Source organism: Desulfobacula sp., assembly GCF_014237455.1.
In the GTDB taxonomy this organism is placed as follows: domain Bacteria; phylum Desulfobacterota; class Desulfobacteria; order Desulfobacterales; family Desulfobacteraceae; genus Desulfobacula.
This window is the reverse complement of the sequence record NZ_JABZFL010000051.1, coordinates 23339-46950: the sequence shown is the minus strand read 5'-3', so window position 1 is coordinate 46950 and position 23612 is coordinate 23339. Positions and strand designations below refer to the sequence as shown.

The window sequence follows — 23612 nt, the reverse complement described above, 5'->3', positions numbered from 1 at the left end:
TATTATTTCAGTTGATAATACTTTTATTATTTTTTTTTGTATGATATTCACGCTGTATTAAATGATTAGTGTTATAAAAATAAAATTAAACCATATGGATGATTAGAATCAATATAACAAGTATTAATTTTAAAATCATATGTGTTTTGAGGATTTAGGAGAACTGGTTTATGGCTTTTGATCTTTTTTTTAATTCATCGCTTATATTACTTGCTATTGGGATGCTTTTTAAAATTGTCCAATGGTTTTCATATAAAATCGGAATTCAAGCCCAAAATTCTACTTTTACCGAAAGATTGGCTTCAAGCTTAAAAGCACTGCTTGGCATTATTTTTAGCCCCCAAATTGCAATTGTATTGAAGATATTTGTTCTTGATGTGCTTTTCCAACATAAAATCCTTAAACAGGATGTTTTACGCTGGATAATGCATATGCTGATATTCTGGGGGTTTATACTGCTGTTCTTTATGCATGCTCTGGAAGCTATTGTGTCTGATGCAATTTTGCCTTCTTATTATTCAACTGTTAATCCCTACATGTTTCTGAGAGATTTTTTCGGTTTTATGGTTTTGAGTGGACTTGCCATTGCCATTTGCCGTCGCTTTTTTATGAAAATTCATAGATTAAGCACGAATAAAATGGATGTTTATGCAATTTTTATTGTTGCTGTCATTATCCTGTCCGGAATTTTTCTAGAAGGTGCAAAAATTATCTCTTTTACCGATTTTCGAAACATGGAAGAAGATTTTTCTGCCCTTGAATATAAAGAAGACATACTGGCCCTGGAAGCGTATTGGGTAAAATATTACGGCCTTGTCTCTCCAAATGTTACCGATCAGATTTCACAGGAGACTCTGACAGCCGGCGAAGAAATACATAATGAAAGTTGTCTTGATTGTCACACAAGACCTCAATCTGCATTTGCCGGATATGCTGTATCAAAAATAATGAAACCCATAGGAGGGCTGCTTGACCGCATGGGGTTGGTTACATTTTTATATTACTTTCATATCCTTGCCTGTTTTATCGGCCTGGCTCTTTTGCCTTTTACTAAAATGCTTCATATTATCACCACACCCATCAGTTTAATTACAGGTGCAATTATGCAAAGAGACAAATCCAATCCTTTGAATATTGCAACGCGTCAGCTGATTGAACTTGATGCATGTGTTCATTGTAACACCTGCAGCAAAACATGCTCACAGGGTCCGGCCTTTGATATTAAAAACAACACGAACATCCTGCCTTCCGAAAGAATGCTCTCTCTTCGCCAGTATTATAAAACCAAAGATCTTGCTTCACCACAATTTACGGCAATTCAGGAAGGTATTTATCTTTGTTCGAATTGTGACAGGTGTACGGTCGTCTGTCCGGCCGGAATAAATCTTAAAGAACTCTGGTACGATGTCAGAGAGGAATTCATCAGGTCGGGCGCATTAATTACTCCCCTGATATTATCACCCTTTTCCTATAACCGTACATACAACCGGGATGATTTTGGTGCCACGCTTTCTGATATGCCGGCCAGACATGCCAAGAGCATTATCGCTTCCAGGTACAAGAAAAAAAGCCATTCAAAAGATGTCTTGTCCTTGACCGATACTGATAATGAATTTAAAGACAAAAGGGAGCGCTCTCTTCAGGACAGCACATTTTCATATTGTTTTTCATGTGAAAACTGTACCAATGTCTGCCCGGTGGTCATGAACTATGAAAAACCCGAGCAGGTTCTTGACCTGCTCCCTCATCAAATGATGAGATCAATAGGTCTTGGACTTGAAAATCTTGCTCTTGGATCTAATATGTTGTGGGATTGTATTACCTGCTATCAGTGCCAGGAGCACTGTCCCCAGAACGTTAAGGTAACTGATATTTTTTATGAACTTAAAAACAAGGTGTCCAAAGATTGTTTTTACTCTCAAAAAGAATAATGACATGTTCTATGCTCATATAGATACATAAAACTTAATTAAAACATTTGCACCATTTTAATAGTACAGCAATGGAAAAAAATATGAAAAAATTTGCATTATTTATCGGATGTAACATACCGGCAAAAGTTCAACCATACGAGACCTCAGCAAGGGCTGTGCTGAAAAAACTAGAGGTTGATATAGTTGATATAAAAGAGTTCAATTGTTGCGGTTACCCCATGAAGAATACAGATCAAACCGCATGGGTGCTGGCCTCAGCCAGAAACATTGCTTTGGCTGAAAATGCGGGGAAAGACATCCTGACCCTTTGTAAATGTTGTTTTGGAAGTCTTAAAAAAGCCAATGCGGTTTTAAAAGAGGATGATGGCTTAAAAGTAAAAATCAATAAAATTCTTGGCAAAGAAGGCCTCAAATATCAAGGGACCTCCTCGATATCACATTATTTATCCGTACTGCACGATGACATTACAATTGATGAATTAAACAAAAAAACAATTGATCATTATAAAGATCTTAACATAGCCACCCATTATGGGTGTCATGCCCTTCGGCCGTCTGAAATCATGAAGTTTGATGATCCGGCCTCACCGTCGCTTTTCGACAACCTTGTCAAAGTTACAGGGGCAAAGAGTATTGAGTGGGCATCCAAACTGGACTGCTGCGGGGCACCGGTTCTTGGGATTAATGACAGTTTGTCCTATGACCTTACCGAGAAAAAATTAGGCAGTGCCAAAAAAGCAGGGGCTGATTTTATTTGTGTGGCCTGTCCATGGTGTCACATGCAGTTTGATAAAATACAGAATCAAATTGTTTCAAAAAGAAATAAAGAATACAACCTGCCTTCAATTTTATATACACAGCTTTTAGGACTTCGTCTGGGTCTGGGAAAAGAAGAACTGGGAATTGACAGCCAAGAGAATCAAGACAATGAAAATTTGAATCAAGTTTATTCCAAACTTTTTGACACTAAAGAAAAAAAGTTGAAGAAAAAAAGAAAAAAGAAAAAATTAACTAAAAAACCTGTTGAGAAAAAAGTAGGCAAAAAAGAGACCCAAAGCGTTGAATAAAAATTTGTTATAAAAAAATATTGAAATTAGGTTGTTTACAGGAGAAAAAATGTCATCAAAAAAAATAGGTTCAATAATGGTCGTTGGAGGTGGAATTTCCGGCATGCAGGCAGCACTTGATGCGGCTGATTCCGGATATTATGTCTATCTTGTGGAAAAGTCTTCTTCCATTGGCGGGATTATGGCTCAATTGGACAAGACATTTCCTACCAATGATTGTGCCATGTGAATTATTTCACCAAAACTGGTCGAGGTCGGCCGGCATATAAATATTGAACTTCTAACCTTATCTGAAGTTAAGCATATCTCTGGTGAAGCAGGTGATTTTAAAGTAGATATTGTTCAACATCCAAGATTTGTTGACATGGATAAATGTATTGCCTGCGGTTTGTGCGCTGAAAAATGCCCCAAAAAAGTGGATGATGAATATGACGAAGCGCTTGGAAAACGAAAAGCAATATATGTAAAGTATGCCCAGGCAGTGCCTTTAAAATATTCAATTGATGCAAAGAACTGTATTTTCCTTACTATGGGAAAATGTGGGAAATGTGCAGAAGTATGCCCTACCGATGCCATCAATTATGAGGATCAGCAAAAGGAAATAACCTTGAATGTGGGTTCTGTCATTATTTCTTCGGGCTGCAAACCCTATGATCCGGGAGAGCATGATGTTTACGGATATACTAAATCCAAAAATATTGTAACAAGTCTTGAGTTTGAACGAATCCTTTCTTCTGCCGGACCTTATGAGGGACATCTGGTAAGGCCTTCTGATAAGAAAGAGCCTAAAAAAATAGCCTGGCTGCAATGCATCGGTTCACGGGACAATCATTTGGGTTCCAATGGATATTGTTCTTCTGTCTGCTGTACCTATGCCGTAAAAGAAGCGATGCTGGCCAAGGAACATAGTCATGATCCTTTGGATACCGCTATTTTCTATATGGACATCAGGACCCATGGTAAGGACTATGAACATTTCTATAACAGGGGCAGGGATGAATCCGGAATAAGATTTGTTAAATCCAAAATCACCCATATTGTTCCTGATTCTGAAACAGGCCTGCAACTCATTAATTACATAGATGAAACCGGAATCAGACAAAAAGAAGCATTTGATATCGTTGTATTATCCGTTGGACTGTGTATTGGAGAAGAAGCAATTGAGCTGGCAGGCAAAATGGATATTTCTCTTGATCATTACAATTTTGTTACTACCAATAGTTTTGAACCGGTTAAGACGTCAAAACCCGGTGTTTTCATCTGTGGTGCGTTTGAAGCCCCAAAAGATATCCCTTCTTCTGTTATTGAATCCAGTGCTGCTGCCGGGATGGCGGGCATCAACCTTATGGACGCTAGATGGTCTCTTACAAAAACTAAAGAAATCCCCGAAGAAATTAATATAACAGGAGAAGCACCGAGAATCGGTGTTTTTGTTTGCAGATGCGGGACCAATATAGCCGGTGTAGTTGATGTGCCTGCGGTTGTTGAAATGGCTAAAAAACTACCCTATGTTGAATTCGCCCAGGAGAATATGTTTTCCTGCTCCCAGGATACCCAGGATGCCATTACAAATATCATCAAGGAAAAACAATTAAACCGGGTTGTCATAGCTGCCTGTACACCTAAAACCCATGAGGGCCTGTTCCAGGAGACATTAACAAACGCGGGTATCAATAAATATCTGTTTGACATGGCCAATATCCGGAACCAGTGTTCATGGATACATGCCAAAGAGCCTGAAAAAGCGACTCAAAAAGCCAAAGACCTAGTCAGGATGATCACTGCAAAAGTTGCTTTGCACGAATCCTTAACAGAACCCACCCTTGAAATTGACCAGTCAGGATTAGTTATCGGTGGGGGTGTTGCAGGGATTGTAGCTGCAAAAACACTTGCCGATCAGGGATATCATACCCATCTAATTGAAAAAGAAGCCACGCTTGGCGGGCAGGCAAATAACCTTTATCAAACCTGGCAGGGTGAAGATATTCAAACGCATCTTTCCGCAATGATAAAATCTGTTGAAGAAGACAAATTAATTGATATCCATTTGAATACTGAAATAACCGATGTTGATGGATTTGTTGGAAACTTTGAAACTCATATCAGCAAAAACGGTGCCGCGGAAACACTGAAGCATGGTATTACAATTATTTCCACAGGTGCTTCCGAGTTAAAACCTGAAATGCATCTTTACGGAGAAGATGACCGTGTCATGACAGGGCTTGAATTAGACCAGAAAATTATAAATAATGATGAAGAACTGAAATCCACAAATACGGCCGTCTTTATCCAATGTGTGGGGTCAAGGATACCGGAGCGGCCTTATTGCTCAAAAGTATGCTGCACTCAATCCATCAGGAATGCTTTGAAATTAAAATCAATGAATCCTGCAATGAATGTATTTATATTGTATCGTGATATGCGTCCCTTTGGATTAAGGGAAGATCTTTATACTCAAGCCCGCACCAAAGGGATACAATTTATCAAATTTGACTTTGAAAAAGACCTTAAAGTGGCTGTCAATGAGGGTCAACTGCAGATTCTTTTTTCTGATACGTCTCTTAGAAGAAAAATGGAGATAAAGAGTGATCTGATTGTCCTGGCCTCTTCCATTATTCCTGAAAAGAAAAATAAACTTACCGCTCTGTATAAAATCGCACAAAACGCTGACGGCTTTTTCATGGAAGCCCATGCAAAACTCAAACCGGTTGACTGCGCAACAGATGGGGTATTCCTCTGCGGTCTTGCCCATGCACCTAAACCCATTGACGAGTCAATATCCCAGGCCATGGCTGCTGCTACAAGGGCGGTTACGCTTCTTGCCAAAAAGAAGATGAACATGGACGGGACTATCGCCTGGGTGGATCAGGAGAAATGCAGTTCATGCGGCGTATGTGTATCCATCTGTCCTTTTTCTGCCCCGTCTTTTACAACTGAAGGACGGTATGAGGGTAAGGCTGAAATAAACCCTGTTCTCTGCAAAGGATGCGGCCTGTGTGTTGCTTCCTGTAGATCAGGAGCCATACATCTTAAAGGATTTGATACCCATCAGATATTTGCCCAGATATTTGCCTTAGATGAAATTGAATCAGGCGATGCAGGACAAACAGACGATAAAAATGAAACAGGCAAAAAAGATGAAAAAAATGCAGCCACTGCTGCTGTATAAGGAGATATGAATAATGAGTGAAAAAAAATTAAAAATAATCAGTTTCCTGTGTAACTGGTGCAGTTATGGTGCTGCAGATCTTGCCGGTGTCAGCAGGATGCAGTATCCGGCTGATATTCGTGTTATTCGAATACCCTGCACGGGAAGAATGAGCCCTAAATTTATTCTATCCGCTTTCAGAGAAGGGGCTGATGCTGTATGGGTATCCGGCTGACATCCTGGTGAATGTCATTACCTGGATGGTAATTATTATGCCAGAAGAAAATTTGCGCTTGCCGGGAACCTCCTTGAACACATGGGGATAGAAAAAGAAAGGCTTCATTTTTCCTGGATATCTTCTGCTGAAGCAACCAAATTTGTGGATGTTGTAAAAGAAGTGACCCAGATTGTTGAAACAGTCGGGCCCAACAATAAACTTGTTAAAAAAATATCAGCCTAGGGACAAGCTACATGGACAGCTATACAACAAAAATAAGGGAACTTTCCGCCAATCTGTTAAAAGATGAAAAAGTCGATTTCATCATTGGTTTCAAGCAAGGGACTATACCCATGGCCGCAAGTCCGCATATTGCAAAAACCTCTGAACAGGCAGAACAATTCATATGGGACAACAATTGTCGGATTAATCTTGCCAACTATCTTACCAGCAGAAAGGAAAAGATAGGCATTATCGCCAAAGGATGTGATTGTCGAAATATTGTCACCCATATTATTGAAAACAAAATCAAACGGGAACAATTGCATATTATCGGTGTTCCCTGCAACGGCATGATTGATAAAATAAAGGTGTCGTCCTTATTTGATGAAGAAATTACCGGGTATTCAGAAACAGATGAGGTTATTACCATTAAAACCCTATCTGATGAAAAAAATATCAATAAAACCGAAGTTCTCAAATCAAACTGCATGACCTGCACACACAGGAATCCTGTCATTTACGATGAACTGGTTGCAGACCTTGTAGAGGAGCAGCAGATCGAAGATCAGTTTTCTGATGTTCGGTTGATTGAAGAAATGACTGCGGATGAGAAATGGAATCACTTTGATAATCTTTTAAAAAACTGTATCAGGTGTTATGCCTGCAGGAATGCCTGTCCGCTCTGCTACTGCCCGACATGTTTTGTTGATGAATCCGGTCCTCAATGGGTTGGCAAGGGCCAGGACCCTACAGATATAAGAACCTTTCATTATCTGAGAGCGTACCACTGTGCCGGTCGATGCACAGATTGCGGGGCATGTGTGGAAGCCTGCCCCATGGATATTAATGTCAGGGACTTTACAAGAAAATTGAACAAAGATTCATTAGAGATTTATGGATGGGAAGCAGGACTTACTCTGGAACAAAGACCTCCTTTGGATACATTTACACCGGACGATCCCAATGATTTTATCAAGTAAATAAAAAGGGCATACAATGAAATTTATATCAATTGATAAAAAAGACTGGGCCAAAGGCATTGAAGCCTCCAGAAAAACCTATACGCTTTTTGGTCCGGTTAAAGATAAAAATAGTTTTCTTATCAAAAAACTTGAAAATGATATCCTGCCTGAAATGGATTATAATGATTGCGTGATGTCCGCAAAATCGGTTATTTTCCCCCAGACTGAAAAAATGCTCGTAACCAGTCTGGATGAATCGCAGGAAGACCATCACATCATGAAAAAATCAGAAACCGATACGTCGCCCAGAGCGGTCTTAGGAATCAGGCCCTATGATGCAAAGGCAATGGAGCTGGTCAAACTTAATTTTGACACTGAGGACTATCGTGACCCCTATTGGTGTGACGCATACGAAGCCACTACCTTTGTAGGATTAGGCATCAATAAACCAGGGCCCTTTGATTTTTCGACATCCACTGGAAGCGGACCTTTTGAAGAAGCTGGCCTTGATGTACTTCTAGCTGATTTTGATGATAAATACCTGGCAAAAATCCTGACGGATAAAGGCGAGGCTTTTATGGATACTTGCGGGTTTAAAACCTCAGCCGATGAAACGGAAAGCGGTGTACTGTTTGATGTGTTGAAAAAAGAGGCTGAAAAAAATATTGCTTCACATATTGATACCGATAAATTAAAAGAAAAAATCCTCCTTGAGCTTCATGAAGCTCCTTTCTGGGATGATTTTGCATTTTCCTGTATTAATTGCGGTACCTGTACCTATGTCTGCCCGACTTGCTGGTGTTTTGATATCCAGGATGAAACCAAGCACAAATCATCCATCAGGATTCGTAACTGGGACACTTGTATGTCATCGTTGTTTACCCGGCATGCGACAGGGCATAATCCAAGGAGCACAAAGACCCAGCGGGTCAGGCAAAGGTTTATGCATAAATTGAAATATTTTCTTGATAAATACGACCAGGGTATTATGTGTGTCGGATGCGGCAGGTGTGTTAAAAGCTGTCCGGTTAATATCGACATACGCGAAGTGTGCAAGATGATGAACTCATATGAGAAACAAAATTAGCGAACAAAGGAGGAAACATGGAAAATCCCTATATGCCGTATCCAGTTCGCATTGATGATATTGAAATTGCAACTGAAGATAAATCCCTTAAAACATTTAAATTTATTTTTCTTAATAAAGGGGATGAAGAAAAATTTGCTTACCAGGCCGGACAATTTGCAGAGTTATCTATTCCAGGCGTTGGAGAAATTCCCATAGGAATTGCATCCTCTCCTGTAGAAAAAGGATTTGTAAAATTTACTGTTTTCAGAACCGGTGTTGTTACAGCCTATCTTCATAACATGAAGGTGGGAGATATTATGGGAATCAGGGGGCCTCTGGGAAACTGGTATCCCTGGGATAAACTGGAAAATAAAAATGTTGTTATTATTGGCGGTGGATTTGCATTTACAACTTTAAGATCCTCCATTATCTATATGCTTGATCCGGCCAACAGGAACAAATTCAAAAATATCGATGTGGTCTATGGTGCAAGGTCTCCGGGTATGTTGCTCTACAGAGAAGAGCTCTTTGAATGGGAAAAACGAGATGATATCAACATGCATATCACAGTTGATGGAACCGATGACCCAAACTGGAAATACCATACAGGCTTTGTTCCCACTATTGTCGAACAGAATGCACCAAAGGCTGATGAGGATACATATGCAATTATTTGCGGGCCCCCGATCATGATTAAATTCACCCAGCCGTCCCTGACCCAGCTTGGGTATAAGGAACATCAAATTATTATGTCTCTTGAAAATAGAATGAAATGCGGAATCGGCATGTGCGGCAGATGCAATATCGGGAAGGAACTGGTTTGTAAAGACGGTCCAGTCTTTACTCTTGAACAAATTAACCAGACTCCGAAAGAATATTAAATCAGGCTTATTTTATATTGACAAGTAACCATTGCTTAAGATATGTTTAGTTTTTAAATATTGAAGTAAAGACAGTATGTCTTAAAATGATAGTAAAAAAAACTTTTTATTGGAGGAAATTTTAAATGGCAACAGTCGAGTTTAACGGAGAATCTTTTGAAATAGATGAAGATGGTTTTCTTCTTGATTACAATACTTATTCCGAAGTTTGGGTTGACTATGTAAAAGGTCAGGAAGGCATCGAAGAACTTACCGACGAACACTGGACACTTGTAAAAGTTCTCCAGGATTATTACGAAAAAAATGGTATCGCTCCAATGGTTCGTGTTCTTTCCAAACTGACCAAGTTTAAACTGAAACACATCTACGAACTATTCCCGTCAGGACCTGGAAAAGGCGCATGTAAAATGGCCGGTCTTCCAAAACCAACCGGATGTGTATAGTTACACCTGAATTCGATACTTTTAATTAAGTATTTAAAGGCTCTGCATTTTAAATTTTGCAGGGCCTTTATTGTTTTGTTCAAGGAGTTAAGTTAGGATATGTCTGTAATTAATGATAAAAACCGAAAGATTCTTAATAACATCCAGGTTGATTTTCCTATTGATTCCAGGCCCTATAAAATTCTTGCCCAAAAACTTGGTCTTTCTGAAGATGAGTTGATCAAAAGAATTCATCAGATGAAGGAAAATATGCTGATCAGGCGTATTGGCGGGAATTTCAGTCCTGACCGGCTTGGATACCATTCAACCCTTTGTGCAGCCAAAGTGTCTGAAGATAAAATGAAGCTGTTTACAAAAACAGTGAATGCTTATTCAGGGGTAACGCACAATTACAAACGGGATCACGAATTCAATATTTGGTTTACATTTATTGCTCCTTCCGTTGAAATTATAAAAACCAATCTTGAACAAATTATTAAAACAACCGGCGTTGAGACCATATTAAATCTGCCCGCAACAAGAGTTTTTAAAATAAGTGCTAATTTTAAATTATGAAAACGATTAAAGCCGCTCTTATCGTTCAAAATTGCATTGCCGGAAACTTTAAAAAAAACCTTGAATCCACTCTTCAATTTATCTCCTCAGCAAGCGAAAAGAGTGCGAAAATTATTATTTTTCCTGAAATGAACCTAACAGGTTATGTTTCAAGCCCTGATATAACAAGTATTTGTAAACCCATAAATGATGACCTGGTAGACCTGTTTTCAACTAAGGCCAAAGATTTGAAAATAACTATACTTATTGGCCTGGCAGAGGAAAATCCCCAAAAAGAAATATATGCATCGCACCTGGTGTTTAACACTGACGGATCATTTGAAATCTATAGAAAAATCCATACAGCACCTTTTGAAAAAAAATATTTTACTGCAGGAGATAAAATTCCGATTTTTAAATCACATGGATTTAAGTTTGGCATCCAGCTTTGCTATGATGCACATTTTCCAGAGCTGTCACTGGCCATGGCTTTAAAAAAAGCAGATATAATTTTTATTCCCCACGCATCCCCCAGGGGCAGTGCACAGGAAAAATACGATTCCTGGATTCGGCATTTAAGAGCCAGGGCATTTGACAATGGACTTTATATTGCCGCCTGCAATCAAACCGGTGATAACTCCAAAGGACTTTCGTTCCCGGGAATAAGCATGTTAATCGGGCCGGATGGAAATGTCATCTACAAATCACTCGATGAAACCCAGGGAATCCATATTATCAATATGGAAAAAGCTGTTTTAGATCAGGTCAGATCACATAAAATGCGATATTTTCTGCCCAACAGGCGTAGTGATCTGTTCAAAATCTAAATTTTGCGTGTGACCTTTAGGTTATTCTTTTATTTTCTCTTTGCGCGTTTGTATATAAGCATCTCTTATAGCGACATAAGGGTCTAAGGCCGCTTCCTTTAAGGCTTCATAATCACCCAGACGGAATGATGTGGCATTTATTGAATCATAGGCTTTAATTCCAGTGGAAAGCTCCCAGGGTTCTACGTAATTGACCGGGGTTAAAAAATAATCGCCCACAAGTCCGACCGTATCCCTGAATGTTGATGGGCCTAATATGGGAAGTACCAGATAAAATCCATTACCAATGGAATAGGAACCAAGAGTCTGTCCCAGATCTTCATTGGATGTGCGAAGGCCAAATTCATTTTGAGCCATCTGGCCAAATCCTAGAATACCAATAGTTGAATTGATCAAAAAAATTTCAATTTCAGTCCCGGCATCCATTATTTTTCCTTGTAAAAAATTGTTTACAAACCGGACAGGAAAAAGAAGATTATGGAAAAAATTATTCACCCCTTTGCGCACCGGGACAGGTGTAATGGCTTTATAACCTGTGGCAATGGGTTTGATCGTTGCAAAATAAAGAAAATCATTAAAAGAATACATCGCATAATTAAAATAATAGATTGGATCAGCAATGGATTGAGGTTCAATGATATCATCATAACTCTCAAGAAACTCTTCGTCCAGTTCCTCTAGAACAGGAACTATAATTTGGCCGTCCTGAGCAGAAACACTTGGATTCAAGATAAAAACAGACAAAATAACTGCCAAAACCGAAAAACAATATTTTTTTCCCATTGTTGACTGTTTCCTTTTAACCCTCTACGTAACTTTAATAGAATGACTATTTTTCATCTTTATTAAAGATGAATTTTCTGACAAGAGATTCAAGATCAAGCGATGACTCTGTAAGCTCTATTTCTTCTCCAGGTTCAAGCATAATATCGGAACCTCCGGGTAAAATATCAATGTATTTTTGTCCGATTATACCAGAAGTCTTAACGGATGCAATGATATCATCGGAAAGTTTAATATTTTTATCAATACTGAATTCTACTTTTGCAAGCAGACGTTCTTTATCAATACTGACGTTTGAAACAGTGCCGATTTCTACTCCAGCCATTTCAACACTTGCTCCTGTTTTAAGTCCGGAAACAGACGTGAAAAATGCATGGACCGGATATCGTTTGTCCTTAATAAAATTTATTTCACCAAGAACAACAAACAGGTATCCCGCGCATAACAATCCAATGATGACAAAAAGTCCTACATAAAACTCCATTTTCCGTTTATTCATGTGTTTCCTTTTTAACTATATCTTCAATCTAAATTATTTTAGACGTCTTCCCCTCCTACAAAGGTATCTAAAATTTTGCTGTGTGAATCAAAGATATCTTCTTTTGAGCCTTCAAACTTTATAATGCCATCGTCCAGCATGGCAATTCGTTGGACAAGATCAAAAATTTGAGGGATATCGTGAGTTACAATTACGGCAGTAAATTCAAATTTTTCCTGGTATTCCTGAATCATTGAATGCACATCTTTTTTTCTTACCGGATCAAGCCCGGTTGTAGGTTCATCAAAAAGAACAATTTTTGGATCAGTCACAAGAGCCCTGGCAAGTGCAACCCTTTTTCGCATGCCACCGGAAAGCTGTGCGGGAAACTTTTTTTCTGTACCGGTTAAACCCAATTGTTTCATACGCGTAAAAACTTTTTCTTTTACCTGGTTTTTGGGAAAATTTGAATTTTCAACCAACGGCAAAGCAATGTTATCATATATGGTCATGAAATCAAACAATGCGTTATCCTGAAACATATAGCTCAATTCTTTTTGAAAAGATATTTTCTCTTCTACCGATAGTTGATGGAGCGGAACTCCATTAATAAGTATCTGCCCTGAATCCTGCTGGACAAGACCTATAATATGTTTTAGCAGTACGGATTTACCCGTGCCGCTTTTCCCGATGATGGCAATGATTTCACCTTTGTAGATCGATAAGTTAACACCTTTTAAAACATGATCGGTTCCAAAACTTTTCATGATATCTATAAATTGTATGAGAGGGACAGTCATATTTTAGACCAAAAAAAACGTAATAATATAATCAAAGATAAAAATAAAAATACAGGATTGAACAACTGCATTTGTCGTCGACAAACTAACACCTCGGGCCCCAAAGCCACTGTATAAATGAGTATAAAATCCCCTGTAACAGCATGTCGTGGTGACAACAACAGCAAAAACAAAGGATTTGTAAAACCCTCCGCTAATATCCTGCATTTGAATACTTTTAATAACCGTGTCCATGTAAACATATCGATTAAGTCCAAGCATGATGGAGCCGGAAATAAACCCCCCTATAATGCCGACAACATTAAAAAGTGCGGTCAGCAATGGAAAACTGATGATAGAGGCAATAATTCTTGGTGTAAACAGAAATCTGACAGGATTTATATGCATGGTTTTAAGAGCATCAATCTGCTCTGAAATTCTCATAACACCAATTTCTGCTGCCATGGCGGACCCTGCCCTTGCCGTGACCATAATCGCTGTGAAAACCGGCCCGAGTTCACGAATCAACGTCAAAGAAACGGCAGAGCCCAAAGCAGCTTCTGAACCGAATTGAAGCAGCGAATAGTATCCTTGAAGGCCTAAGACCATCCCGGTAAAAAGTCCTGTTAGAATAATAACAAAAATAGATTTCGACCCAATAAACCATGTATGGTCAATAATTTTGGCAAACTGGACCGGAGCGATGAAAATATTCATCACTCCGGTCCAGAAAAAAATAACTATCCTGCCGATGGATTCCAGCAGCTTTATAATTTTGCTGCCAACTTTTTCAATGAGTTTTACTAACATGGTTTTTATATATATCTCCTATGTTTAGAAAATTCAAGATTCCAGCTGCCTCAATTACTGTTTATTTTGTAATAATATATAATATCGTGTTGGTTTCAGATTGACACGTATTAAAAAAAATAGTACGTATAAAGGAATTATTGCACACCCATTTATATAAATCATAACAGGAGTAGCATATGGCTCAAAAAATTACATTAAGCATTCCCGATTTGCTTCATGAAAAATTAAAAGAGTGGCGGACTTCTTTCAACCTTTCAAAAATGTTCCAAGAAGCCGTAGCAGATGCTATCCATAAAAAAGAAGAGTTTCAAAAACGATTTTCAGAAGATTTCGATATGCCTGAAATTATCAAACGGCTCAAACATGAAAAACTGATCTGGGAAAAAAAATATTACAAGCTGGGCAAAGCAGAAGGTCTTCGATGGGCAAAAATAGCCCATTATGAAGATCTTTTATACGTATTGCAATTTGATGGTACGTATCGATTAATTTCTGATCCTAAAATGAATCAATACTTTGAACAGATCTACCACTCAACAAATTTTGTAAAATATTCAAGCTCAGATTCAGTTGATCATGAACAAATGTTTATTGATGGTTGGTTTAAAGGGGTTTTGGGATTCTGGGACCAGGTAGAGGAAAAATTATAATAATGAAATCTTCGTCACATATTCTCGGTATTGATGTTGGCTCTGTCTCTATTCATATCGTGGCGCTAAATGATGAGGGCAATATTGTTCATACAGGCACCTGTTATCATCATGGAGAAGTAAAACAATGTCTTTCAAAATTAATCAAAAATATTAATTTAAAAACCATAGGGCATGTTGCAGTTACTGACGCTACCCCTTCTTTCATTAAGGCAAACCAGTTTTATGACGAACAATTAACACTCATCCGCGCTGCCAAATATTATCATAAAACATTTGATGCGATTTTACACATCGGCGGGGAAAAATTTTCATTAAGTCGGTTTGACGGGAATCAAAATTATATTGGAGCCAAACATAACACATCTTGTGCTGCCGGCACAGGAAGTTTTCTTGATCAGCAGGCCCGAAGATTAAATCTGCTGGGTGGATCTCACGAACTGAGCAAAAAAGCTTTTGCAAATTCAAAAAAAATACCTGATATCGCCACCCGTTGTGCGGTTTTTGCCAAAACAGATCTTATCCATGCCCAGCAGGAAGGTTACAGCATTGAACAAATCTGTGACGGCCTCTGTTATGGTCTTGCAAAAAATATTTCCAACACTCTTTTTCAATATAAACAGGTCGGTAAAAAAATTCTTTTTTGTGGTGGCGTTTCTCAAAACAGGTCTGTTAAAAACCATCTTGAAAAGATCACAGGGTATCAATTTGTCATTGATTTAAAATCAATATTTTATGGTGCGGCAGGTGCAGCACTCTGTTTACTGGACGATCTGGCTAACAAAAAAAAAATTGAGAAAAGTGACTTCATATCTATAGAAGATTTTTTTATATCATCAAAAAAAGAAAAGGTTCTTTCCTATCCGGAACTTAAACTTAAATTTTCACAATACCCTGATTTTAAATGCTTTTCCTCTTATATTAGCGAGGATGTTGAAGCCGATATTTATCAAAATCCAGACTTAATCGATACCAAAGAAGGATATTTAGGACTGGATGTAGGTTCAACAAGTACCAAAAGCATCCTCATCAATCAGGAAGGGATACCCATTGCCGGATTTTATACAAAAACTGCATCACAGCCTGTGGTAGCTGTTCAAAAAATTTTCAAAGCCTGGGATCAGTTTTCCAAAACTTATGGAGTTCAAATCAAAATTAAAGGCTGTGGGACCACAGGGTCTGGGCGAAGAATCAGCGGCAAAATCATTGGCGCGGATATTGAACCCGATGAAATTACTGCCCATGCAACAGCAGCGGTTAGTTTAAACAGGAACGTGGATACAATTATCGAAATCGGAGGCCAGGATGCCAAGTTCACCTTGCTTAAAAACGGCATTGTCACCTCTTCTGTCATGAATACCGTATGTGCGGCAGGAACCGGAAGTTTCATAGAAGAGCAGGCCTTAAAACTAGATTGCCCTCTCTCTGAATATTCTGATCGAGCAGAAGGAGTCTGCTCTCCTGTAGCCAGTGACAGATGTACTGTTTTCATGGAACGGGATATTAATTATTATTTTGCGCAAGGATATAAAAAAGACGAGATTCTCGCCTCGGTTCTACATTCTGTAAGAGACAACTATCTGACAAAAGTGGCCACTATCGGCAAAATAGGGAATTGTATTCTTTTTCAAGGTGCAACGGCCAAGAACAAAGCACTTGTTGCGGCATTTGAACAAAAATTGAAAAAACCGGTTCATGTATCAAAATATTGCCATCTGACAGGTGCGCTTGGCGTGGCCTTATTATTAAGAGAAAAACAAATCAAGACATCCGATTTTAGAGGATTTGACTTATGGAAACAGCAGATTCCGGTACGCCAGGAAACCTGTGAACTCTGCACCAATCACTGTAAATTAACCATTGCAGACATTGGTGATGAAACTATTGCATATGGTTTTTTGTGTGGTAGAGATTATCAGACAAATAGAATGGTCCCAAAAGAAAACGCCTATAACCTGTTGAAAATAAGAAACCAAGCAATTCCCAAAATAGAAAAACCAACAATTAAACATGACTTTGTCATTGGTATTCCTCAAGCACTTCACCTCTTTGAAGACACTGATTTCTGGGTCCACTTTTTTTCCAGGCTGGGAATTAAAACAACAACAAGTTCAAAACTTAAAGATCCTGTAAAATCAGGGAAAGGTATTGCAACTGCAGAATTCTGTGCTCCTGTGGTGGCCTTGCATGGTCACGTTCAGTATTTAATGGGTAAAGCAGACTATATCTTTCTGCCATTCTATTTTGAAGAAAAACCAGAGGGAAAAAATAGACGCAGGCAGTATTGCTACTATACTCAGTTTGCTCCATCGATTATATCCTGCCTTTCGGATTTTGACAAAAAAAGGATACTCTCACCGATTATCAAATATCTTTATACAAATTTTCATACCAAATTGGAATTATATAAATCTTTGAAAAAAATATCCTCGGACTTTTTATTTTCATTTTTTGATATATCAGCCGCATATGATAGTGCATTGGAATTTAAAGAAAATTGTCAGTTAAACAGAAAAGCTTTATATCAGCAATATAAATCCAAAGATTCAAATATCAATGTTGTTCTTTTGGGAAGGCCCTACACTGTTTTGACCAAAACAATGAACAACAATATTCCCCAACTTTTTGAAAACCTTGGTGTAAAAACTTTTTTCCAGGATATGCTTGATTTTGAAAACCTGGATTTTTCCCAAATTGATCCTTTATTAAAGGAGATCCACTGGAAATATGCTGCACAAGTTCTTAAAGCTGCATATATTGTTGCAAAGAGTGATCATCTTTATTCTGTATATATCAGCTCGTTTAAATGTGGGCCAGACTCTTTTGGTATCGACTATTTTAAACAGATAATGGAAAGTTATAATAAGCCCTATCTTGTACTGGAACTTGATGAGCATGACTCCAGTGTCGGTTATGAGACAAGGGTTGAAGCAGCCGTGCATGCATTTACAAATCATAACAATTCAACTTTAAAAGAAAAAAAGAACGATATTTCTCTTCTTCATCCAAATTTTTTATCAAAAATAGAAAACAAAACCATTATTTATCCAAACTGGGATTCATACTCAGGCAGCCTGATTGTTTCTGTTTTAAGGAATGAAGGATTCAATGCTTTTTTAATGGAAGAAACCCATGAAACCCTGAAAAAAAGCATTCTGACCAATACGGGACAATGTATTCCTTTAAATGCAGTGGCAGCAGGATTTATTCATACTATAGAAAAAAACAATCTTGATCCGTCAAATTGTGTGTTATGGTTAAATCCATCGGATATTGCCTGCAATATTAAGATGTATCCCTATCATATAAAAAAGATTCTTGAGAAAAATGGTAACGGGTTTGAAAAATCTGGAATTTACAAAGGCCAGCTATCGTTATTTGACCTTTCCTATAAGGCTGCAACCAATGCATATTTTGCCTATATGTTTGGAGGATTGCTAAGAAATATTGGATGCAAAATCAGACCCTATGAAATACATAAGGGCGAAACAGATCGGGTACTTCCAAAAGCCTTGAAAATTCTGTGCAATGCTTTTGAAAAGTCAGAGCCCAAAGAAGAAGCATTAAAAAATGCTATCCAGATGTTTTCAGACATTGAAACAAGAACCGAATCAAGGCCTAAGGTTGGAATTTTCGGGGATCTCTATGTTAGAGATAATAACATTATGAATCAGGATCTGGTTCATTTTATTGAAGACAATGGTGGTGAGGTCATTACAACATCTTACTACAAATATGCCAAAATTATCGCTAATTCTTATTTCAAAAAATGGTTCAAAGAAGGAAAATATTTAAGTTTGTTTTCAAATGGGGCGCTTCTTGTCGCCATGCAGGCCATGGAAAAAAAATATTATAAATATTTCGAACCCATTTTAAGTAAATCTGCATTTGAAGTAAAGGACTCTTATGAGAATATCCTTTCCGAATATGGCATCCTTCAGGAACATACGGGTGAATCCATGGATAATATATTAAAAATTCACCATATTATCAATGACTATCCTGATTTAAAACTGCTGGTTCAGACCAACCCGGCATTCTGTTGTGCCGGGCTTGTTACAGAAGCCATGTCACAAAAAATTGAAGCAAAAATCAATGTGCCCATAGTGAGTATCACATATGATATTTCAGGTGGCAATAAAAACAAAGTGATTGTCCCATTTCTCAAGGATTCAGGGAAAAGGCATTCTTACCACAGCAGTCTGAAAATTTCTGTCTGACAGTCAGCTTATCCATCTTTATAGGTTAAGATGCTATGGTTTTTACCATCACTGGATATGCAAATCGCCCCATCTTCATCGGTCCGCAAGATACGTATTCCCATTTTATTGTATCTTTTTAAAACCTTATAATGAGGGAAACCATAACTATTACGCCAACCGCAGGATATGATGACACTTTCGGGTTGGACTTTCTCAAGGAAAAACTTAGTGCTTGAAGTGGAACTCCCATGATGAGGTGACAACAACATACTCGACTGGAGATCAGAATCATTTCTGGCGCTTAAATTTTTTTCCCGCTCATTTAAAATATCTCCTGGAAAGAGCATTGAAAAATCTTTGTATATCACTTTGAAAACAAGAGAATTATTATTAAAATCATATAAGGGGATGTCTTTAGATGACTCGTAGAACAAAAGTCTTGTTGTGCCAAAATCCATTTGTTTCCCCTCATTTAAAGGATTCAATATCCTTATATTACGCTTTTTGCAGGTTGTGATCAATTCCATATAATTTTTTGAATTTCTCTTATCTGAATTTTTAATCAAAGCGTTAACATCAAAATTTTGTAAGATAAAAAGAAGACCATTTAAATGATCAGATTCAGGATGGCTTAAAATAACATAATCCAGAGAACGTATCCTTTTTTTCCATAAAAAAGGAGCAACAATAAATCTTCCTGTATCAAATGAGGATATCTCTGAAAACCCTCCGCCGTCCACTAAAATATTTTTGCCTTCAGGTGTTTGAATAAGAGCACTGTTGCCCTGCCCCACATCGATTATAGTGATGGTTAAATTTGGCTTCGATGTTTTTTGCAACCTGTCATTTGAAAAATTAAAGGCAAGCACTAAAAAACTTAAGGCGAGTAAATATGCGGGTATTTTCCTTTGTCCTTTCAATACAAAAAAAATTGAAGCGAAAAATGAATAAATCGCAGCTATTTCGATCCATTGCAATGTGGCGATCCTTGACCATGAATTGGGAATGGAAACAAGAAACTCAGAAAATGTGATTAAAAACGAAATAAGCTGGCTGCAAAAATTGATGATAAAAGTTGCAAACCAGGGGAAATATGGGAAGCAAACCAAAGAGACAAGCCCTGATGGCAGCACGATAAATCCCAAAACAGGTATAGCAATCAAATTTGAAATAAGTGCAATTGTAGATACAACATTAAAATAATGGGCGGTTAGTGGCAGTGTCCCCAGGCTTGCGAAAAAGGTTACAAACATCATCATCACTATTTTTGAAAATAGATTTTTTTTAAAAACAAATGGAACTTTTGTTAACAAAGAAAGGCCACAGATGATAAAAACAACAGCAATAAATGATAATTGAAACGATATGGAAAACAGTGCCGCGGAATCCAGTATTAATATGAGAATTCCTGCAACAGAAAGACTTGAAAGAATATCTTTTTCTTTTTCGGAAACAAATGAAACCAACAGGACAATTATCATTATGAGTGCGCGTTGGGTAGAAGGAGAAAATCCAGAAAAAATGGCGTAGATTGTCAAAGGAACAATGGTTAATATGCCGGCAATTTTCTTAGATCTTGCTGCAATTAATAACAGTGGCATGAATGATAAAACCCGATAGAAAAAATAAAAGAAAAGAAGACTGACGATAGAAAGGTGAAGACCTGAAATTGCCAGAAGGTGACTGATTCCGGCTTTGGAAAACAAATCCCGCATGTCAGGAGGAATGACTTCTTTCTTTCCGGTAATCAGTGAAGCCATTATTTTGCCGGTTTTTGAGCTTTTAGTATGATTTGATATAAAATGATAATAATTTGTCCTGACTTTCTCTGTTTTTCGAACCAATTGTGAGAAAAAGTCTATTTGATCCGTACGTGTCAGGATTTTAATTTTTTTTATGTCAGTGTAGGCTGTACCATATATTTCCTGGAGTTTTAAAAATCTTTTATAATCAAATGCTCCGGGATTCATAAAGTTTCGAACGGATCGAATCGATGATTTAAACATGATAATATCGCCAAACTCCGGGCTTTTTTTGGACAATCCGTATATATTTAAATTAATCTTGCCCGTAACCTTTTCTTTTATACGATCTTTTGTCTCTATTGTTTGGCAAAGAAGAATGATTTTTTGTTTTTTTTCATAGTGCTTTGCGAACGAAACGACTCTGCCGGTAATAACAGTTTTTTTTGAATCCAGATAATTGGAAATATGATGAGACGGCACATCAGGAAACAACTTGATTTGAATAAAAAGATATCCAACGCTGAAAACCAAGCCAAGAATAAAAATAAAAATCATTTTTTTATTAAAATAAAAAACCGGAAAGGACAAGACCAACAAGGCGGCAAAAACAAAAAAAGAAAGCGTTTTATTATCAGGGGAAAGATTTCCCGCTAAAATTCCGGCAATCAGTGAAAGGAAGATGAAAAAAGATGCGGGCTTTAAAGGTCTAAAAAACATTTTCACACCATCTCACCTTAAATCTTTGAGGTTTACTTAAATACGTTCTATATCTGCACCAAGCAATGATAATTTTTTTTCAATGGCTTCATACCCCCTGTCCATATGATATACCCGTGAAATGACCGTTGTCCCTTCGGCAACAAGCCCTGCAATAACAAGGGATGCGCTGGCCCTTAAATCGGAAGCCATAACCTGCGCGGCTTGAAGTCTTTTAACCCCTCTAACCATCGCAATATTCCCACTGGATATTGAAATGTCAGCCCCCATTCGAAGGAGTTCATTGGCATGGACAAAACGATTTTCGAAAATAGATTCATGAATCATGCTGTTCCCATCTGCAATGGTCATCAAAGTCATGAACTGAGCCTGCATATCAGTTGGAAAACCGGGATATGGCAGTGTTTTAATGTCGACACTTTTAATGGGTTTATTTCCGACTATTCTGATACTGTCTGTAGCGGTCGTAATAACTGCACCAGCGGCTTTAAGTTTATTAATGAGACCGCCAATGTGATCAGGCTCACACCCTTTAATGAGAACATCTCCGCCAGTCGCAACGGCTGCTACCATAAACGTACCGGTTTCAATCCTGTCTGGAATAACTTTGATATCAACTGAAGAAAGGTTTTTCACCCCGTCAATGGTAATAATGGCGGTTCCAGCCCCATTTATTTTTGCGCCCATTTTGTTTAAGGCCTCTGCAAGAGCAACAATCTCCGGTTCTTTTGCGGCATTCCTCAATACACTGGTCCCTTTTGCCAAGGTTGCGGCCATCATTAAATTTTCAGTACCAGTGACAGTAGGCATATCAAAATAGATTTCATTACCAATAAGTCTACCTGCTTTTGCTTCAATATATCCATGTTCGATACTGATACTAGCGCCCAGGGCTTTAAGACCTGAAAGATGCATATTTACAGGTCTTGCCCCGATAGCACACCCTCCGGGCAAAGATACCTTTGCATGACCGAATCTTGCAACTAAAGGGCCCAAGACAAGAATGGAAGCTCTCATTTTCCGGACAAGGTCATATTCCGCTTCGATTTTCTGAATAGAGGATCCATCAACTTCAAAATACCCTTTTGAAACCTTACAAGTCGCACCCAAGTCCTCCAAAAGGAGCCTGATACTGGTAATATCCATCAGGTCGGGTACATTGGCAAAACATGTTTTACCATTAACAAGAATACTTGAGGCGATCAAAGGAAGTGCTGCATTTTTAGCACCACTGATGTTCACTTCCCCTTGAAGTTGTCTACCGCCGGTGATTTGAATTTTATCCATAAAATGTGCTAACTTTTCTGTGATTTTAAAAAAGGGCTTTGGTTAAAAGGCCAAAACCCTTTAGCGTTTTGTGGTACCTGGGACGAGAATTGAACTCGTACAGGCAATTTGCCCGAGGGATTTTAAGTCCCTTGCGTCTACCAGTTCCGCCACCCAGGCATGATTCTTGGCATTTTTATATCATTTTTCGAAATTTTGCAAGCTTAAAACCACAGGATTGTCTCTTTGAAATATTTCTGATAAAAAGGGATTCATGAAACTGATTAAGTCTGAAAAACTAATATTGGCATCTAAATCACCCAGAAGGAAAAAACTCCTTGAACAAATCGGGATAAGGATAGAAATTTCTCCTTCAAATATTGATGAAGAGGCTGTCTCAATCAAAAACCCTGAAAAACATGTTAAAGAACTTTCATTTTTAAAAGCAAAAAATGTGGCTCTTTCATATCCTGAATCCTGGATTTTGGGTGCAGATACAATTGTTGTCATCCAGGACCAGATCCTTGGCAAACCGCAATCTAAAACAGATGCCATTGCAATGCTTAACAAACTAAATCATTGCAAACACAGTGTATATACAGCTTTTTGTGTGATCAATCAAAAAACCGATTCCATGGTTGTGAAATCCGTTGAGACAAAAGTATACTTTAAGTATTTAACCGATCAGGAGATACAATGGTATGTTGGGACAGGCGAACCGTTTGACAAGGCAGGAGCTTATGGTATACAGGGAATTGGTGCGTTTCTTGTTAAACAGATTTCAGGCTCATATTCCAATGTTGTAGGATTACCTGTTTGTGAGGTTGTTGAAACACTTATGAATTTAAATATCATCCAATTTAAGGACTAAAACC

18 protein-coding genes, 1 tRNA gene and 1 pseudogene are annotated in these 23612 nt (G+C 38.0%); 13 read left to right on the top strand and 7 right to left on the bottom strand.

The features are described from left to right. Positions 1 to 170: 170 nt before the first annotated feature. The 10 genes and pseudogenes from HGJ91_RS07350 (at position 171) to HGJ91_RS07300 (ending at position 11304) form a co-directional block, all read left to right on the top strand. Positions 171 to 1931, top strand: coding sequence for a 4Fe-4S dicluster domain-containing protein (locus HGJ91_RS07350; RefSeq protein ID WP_291347064.1), 1761 nt, complete (start codon positions 171 to 173; stop codon positions 1929 to 1931). Between the two features lie 83 nt (positions 1932 to 2014). Further along, entirely contained in the window at positions 2015 to 3001 is a 987-nt protein-coding gene (locus tag HGJ91_RS07345) for a CoB--CoM heterodisulfide reductase iron-sulfur subunit B family protein (RefSeq protein ID WP_291347063.1), read from the top strand. 49 nt (positions 3002 to 3050) lie between these two features. Beyond that, positions 3051 to 6086, top strand: a pseudogene (locus HGJ91_RS07335) (FAD-dependent oxidoreductase); the annotation flags it as partial. A 97-nt stretch (positions 6087 to 6183) separates the two neighbouring features. Then, complete coding sequence (locus HGJ91_RS07330) at positions 6184 to 6609, top strand: hydrogenase iron-sulfur subunit (protein ID WP_291347061.1); 426 nt, start codon at positions 6184 to 6186, stop codon at positions 6607 to 6609. 11 nt (positions 6610 to 6620) lie between these two features. Further along, on the top strand, positions 6621 to 7568 hold the full coding sequence (locus HGJ91_RS07325; RefSeq protein ID WP_291347060.1) for a 4Fe-4S dicluster domain-containing protein: 948 nt from the start codon (positions 6621 to 6623) through the stop codon (positions 7566 to 7568). Positions 7569 to 7584: 16 nt separating this feature from the next. Then, positions 7585 to 8637, top strand: coding sequence for a 4Fe-4S dicluster domain-containing protein (locus HGJ91_RS07320; RefSeq protein WP_291347059.1), 1053 nt, complete (start codon positions 7585 to 7587; stop codon positions 8635 to 8637). A 17-nt stretch (positions 8638 to 8654) separates the two neighbouring features. After that, positions 8655 to 9500, top strand: coding sequence for an FAD/NAD(P)-binding protein (locus HGJ91_RS07315; RefSeq protein WP_291347058.1), 846 nt, complete (start codon positions 8655 to 8657; stop codon positions 9498 to 9500). A 125-nt stretch (positions 9501 to 9625) separates the two neighbouring features. Then, entirely contained in the window at positions 9626 to 9943 is a 318-nt protein-coding gene (locus tag HGJ91_RS07310) for a TusE/DsrC/DsvC family sulfur relay protein (protein WP_291347057.1), read from the top strand. Positions 9944 to 10042: 99 nt separating this feature from the next. Then, positions 10043 to 10498 carry an AsnC family transcriptional regulator gene (locus HGJ91_RS07305; protein WP_291347056.1) on the top strand — a complete coding sequence of 152 codons (456 nt, stop codon included), beginning with the start codon at positions 10043 to 10045 and terminating at the stop codon, positions 10496 to 10498. Beyond that, on the top strand, positions 10495 to 11304 hold the full coding sequence (locus HGJ91_RS07300; RefSeq protein ID WP_291347055.1) for a nitrilase-related carbon-nitrogen hydrolase: 810 nt from the start codon (positions 10495 to 10497) through the stop codon (positions 11302 to 11304). Before HGJ91_RS07305 ends, HGJ91_RS07300 begins: the two co-directional genes overlap by 4 nt. 21 nt (positions 11305 to 11325) lie before the next feature. Here the strand turns inward: HGJ91_RS07300 and HGJ91_RS07295 are convergent, their stop codons facing one another. The 4 genes from HGJ91_RS07295 to HGJ91_RS07280 are packed head-to-tail and all read right to left on the bottom strand — an operon-like array spanning position 11326 to position 14154. Next, positions 11326 to 12087, bottom strand: a complete 762-nt coding sequence (locus HGJ91_RS07295; RefSeq protein WP_291347054.1) for a VacJ family lipoprotein — start codon at positions 12085 to 12087, stop codon at positions 11326 to 11328. A gap of 46 nt (positions 12088 to 12133) precedes the next feature. After that, positions 12134 to 12586, bottom strand: coding sequence for an outer membrane lipid asymmetry maintenance protein MlaD (gene mlaD, locus HGJ91_RS07290; protein ID WP_291347053.1), 453 nt, complete (start codon positions 12584 to 12586; stop codon positions 12134 to 12136). 38 nt (positions 12587 to 12624) lie between these two features. Next, on the bottom strand, positions 12625 to 13365 hold the full coding sequence (locus HGJ91_RS07285; RefSeq protein WP_291347052.1) for an ABC transporter ATP-binding protein: 741 nt from the start codon (positions 13363 to 13365) through the stop codon (positions 12625 to 12627). Between the two features lie 3 nt (positions 13366 to 13368). Beyond that, positions 13369 to 14154, bottom strand: coding sequence for an ABC transporter permease (locus HGJ91_RS07280; RefSeq protein WP_291347051.1), 786 nt, complete (start codon positions 14152 to 14154; stop codon positions 13369 to 13371). Positions 14155 to 14333: 179 nt separating this feature from the next. Here HGJ91_RS07280 and HGJ91_RS07275 point away from each other — a divergent pair, with 179 nt between their 5' ends. Both HGJ91_RS07275 and HGJ91_RS07270 read left to right on the top strand, forming a co-directional pair. Then, positions 14334 to 14807, top strand: a complete 474-nt coding sequence (locus HGJ91_RS07275; RefSeq protein ID WP_291347050.1) for a hypothetical protein — start codon at positions 14334 to 14336, stop codon at positions 14805 to 14807. Between the two features lie 2 nt (positions 14808 to 14809). Continuing rightward, on the top strand, positions 14810 to 19027 hold the full coding sequence (locus HGJ91_RS07270) for an acyl-CoA dehydratase activase (RefSeq protein ID WP_291347049.1): 4218 nt from the start codon (positions 14810 to 14812) through the stop codon (positions 19025 to 19027). 8 nt (positions 19028 to 19035) lie between these two features. Here the strand turns inward: HGJ91_RS07270 and HGJ91_RS07265 are convergent, their stop codons facing one another. The 3 genes from HGJ91_RS07265 to HGJ91_RS07255 all read right to left on the bottom strand — a co-directional run bounded on the left by HGJ91_RS07265 (position 19036) and on the right by HGJ91_RS07255 (position 22917). Further along, positions 19036 to 21471, bottom strand: coding sequence for a DNA internalization-related competence protein ComEC/Rec2 (locus HGJ91_RS07265; RefSeq protein ID WP_291347216.1), 2436 nt, complete (start codon positions 21469 to 21471; stop codon positions 19036 to 19038). 36 nt (positions 21472 to 21507) lie between these two features. Further along, positions 21508 to 22758, bottom strand: a complete 1251-nt coding sequence (murA, locus tag HGJ91_RS07260; RefSeq protein WP_291347048.1) for a UDP-N-acetylglucosamine 1-carboxyvinyltransferase — start codon at positions 22756 to 22758, stop codon at positions 21508 to 21510. 71 nt (positions 22759 to 22829) lie between these two features. Then, positions 22830 to 22917, bottom strand: a tRNA-Leu gene (locus tag HGJ91_RS07255). 94 nt (positions 22918 to 23011) lie between these two features. Here HGJ91_RS07255 and HGJ91_RS07250 point away from each other — a divergent pair. Then, entirely contained in the window at positions 23012 to 23608 is a 597-nt protein-coding gene (locus HGJ91_RS07250) for a nucleoside triphosphate pyrophosphatase (protein ID WP_291347047.1), read from the top strand. Positions 23609 to 23612: the final 4 nt, after the last annotated feature.